The sequence below is a fragment of the Haloarcula sp. JP-Z28 genome, from assembly GCF_011440255.1.
In the GTDB taxonomy this organism is placed as follows: domain Archaea; phylum Halobacteriota; class Halobacteria; order Halobacteriales; family Haloarculaceae; genus Haloarcula; species Haloarcula marismortui.
In genome coordinates this window covers 1-2,300 of the sequence record NZ_JAAOHT010000144.1, presented here as the reverse complement: position 1 = coordinate 2,300, position 2,300 = coordinate 1, and the positions used below count along the sequence as shown (strand labels likewise).

The following is a 2,300-nucleotide window of genomic DNA, read 5'->3' as shown; positions in this document are numbered from 1 at the left end:
GCAGGGTATCTGGCCCAATAGCGTCCTTGTGTGAATATTTTACTGACAATCAATCGCAGAATTTCCCATCATTGGGTTGGAAAGTTGCCACCCATCAAGCGACCGTACGTCGACAGGCTGCAATAGTCTGGCCTGTGATACTGTGCAAGGAGAGGCTTTACGCGATGATTTAGATGAGAGGTCCGATTCACGTGATAGGCGGATTGTCTCTGGTTTTCGAGGAAGCAATCATTTGACGTAGAAAACCACTATTCAGCCATTCTTGCCTGAAAGATGGTGTTAATTACAACTATCACACGTATTTGATTCTCAAAAGCAATATCAGTAGATTTCACAGGAAATATTATCCCATCAACAGAAGAGTCGTCACTGTTGAACACCACTGTGTCCGGAGTTCTTCGCGCTACTGAGGTAAATACAGAAGAGTTCAATCGTCGGCGACCACACCACTGTGTCCGCTGTTCTATATCCTGAGAACCACCCTGTATCGGTCGGTTCCGACACCACCATGTCCGCCGTTCCTACGTGGACTGGAAGTCCGAAAGCGTCGCTTCGGCATCGACAAGGTTGGTGACAGATTTGTGGATTCCAACATCGTCAACAGTCTTCTCAAGCGCTGCAAGAATCATTTCCGGGTCCATCTCGAGAGAGTACTCGCGATAGGTCCCACCACGCCGTCCCTCGTTCCGTTCGATTGCCGAAATAATACCTAACATCGACAGCTCACCGAGGTGGTCACGCATCCGGCGTGGAACGAGCGGGTCAATCCCTGCCTTTTCGGCGAAGTTCGTGTATCGTGGTCTGATATCCCGTGTCCGGGCCGGCGTCTTCCCTTCCTGATCAAGTGTAACCATAGCGTATACCACTAGATGACCGTGTTGGGTGAGTCCCGAAATACCCTCTTGAATCCGACCCCGTTCCAGAACGTCACGTGCCTCTCGAACAAGGTCTTCCGAGATCGTGTCTGTGTCTTTGTCGCGGGCCAGGTCGCCCGTTTTCATCAGCAAGTCAAGTGACTGTCGTGCGTCACCGGCGTCTTTCGCGCCGTAAGCAGCGCACAGTTCGATGACACCGTCTTCGAGGACGCCGTCGTGAAACGCTACATCAGCGCGTTGTTGCAGGATCTGTATCAACTCCTTCGCGTCGTATGCGGGGAACTGGATTTCCTCTTCACAGAGTGAGCTCTTGACCTTCGGGGAGAGGTCATCGCGGAAAGAGAAATCGTTCGAGATACCGATGATACCGATCTTCGCAGAGCTCAGGTTGTCGTTTGCTCGCGCACGTGGAAGTTGATAGAGGATACTGTCGTCTTCGATGTGATCGACTTCGTCAAGAACGATATAGATAGTGCCACCACAGGAGTCGAGTTCGGTCCAGAGCATATCATACACTGTCGCGCGCGGATATCCCGTCGTACTGATCTGGCTCGTTTCGTCCCTGAATTCGTTGACGAGTCGGGTAGCGATTTGATAGCTACTGGAGAGGCCGTCACAGTTTAACATCTTCACCGTGAGATCGATATCCTCGTACTTTGCTGCGTCTTCTTCGAGATGGTCGATTAGATACCGCGTACCAGCAGTCTTCCCGACCCCCGTTTTACCGTACAAGAAGATATTGTTGGGCTGCTCACCGTTGATTACGGGTTGAAGCGCAGCTCGATACCGGTTTAGCTCAGTATCACGCCCGACAAGGTTCTCAGGCTGGTAATCCTCTCGGAGGGCATCCCGATCCAAGTAGATCTCGGTGTCACGTTCGAACATCCCCATAGTCGTTGCTTGACGTATTGGAAGGAATCCATATAAAACCACCCCTGTCCGCAGTGTCCGCAGTGTCCGCTGTTCTTTTTTATTATAAACGAGTGGGGGGACCCTCCCACCCCACTATGTCCGCAGTAACTAGAGAAGGGTGGGAGGGGGTGAGAGAGAGAACCTATATATTAGGGAAAGGTTTATTATGGTCTGCAGAGAGCTAGACCGTAATGTAATTTGATAGCTGTAGAAGAGAGCACTATAGTATTACTTGAGAGCATACCTAGTCTAGACAAACAAGATTTCAATTCAAATGTTGCCGTTTCTGCGTTCCCTTCCCGTCCTGCTTGAAGAACAGCGGACAAAGTGGGGTGGGAGTGTTATCTCCTATCGCTCTTGTGAAGCACGTTGTTGATTTTCAGAGGGCAGCATCAAGAGCATGTTTGAGCGCTTCGTCACCTGGTTTTCTGTAGAGTTCGCAGCGGAGCTGAAAGGCTCTGAGATACGGTGTTAGCTTGTCCTTTGACACTCCTCGATGGGGCGAGAGCCACC

1 protein-coding gene and 1 pseudogene are annotated in these 2,300 nt (G+C 50.8%); both read right to left on the bottom strand.

Annotation, left to right across the window (positions count from 1 at the left end; translation table 11 throughout):
* Positions 1–521 precede the first annotated feature (521 nt).
* Positions 522–1,766 (bottom strand): Cdc6/Cdc18 family protein, encoded by a 1,245-nt coding sequence (locus tag G9463_RS23545; RefSeq protein ID WP_004965595.1) that lies wholly within the window; start codon positions 1,764–1,766, stop codon positions 522–524.
* Between the two features lie 400 nt (positions 1,767–2,166).
* A pseudogene (locus tag G9463_RS23540) lies at positions 2,167–2,300 on the bottom strand (IS1595 family transposase); the annotation flags it as partial.

Bases quoted from the DNA above. Each gene is read 5' to 3' on its own strand.
- G9463_RS23545 (WP_004965595.1), bottom strand. From the start codon at position 1,766: ATGGGGATGTTCGAACGTGACACCGAGATCTACTTGGATCGGGATGCC.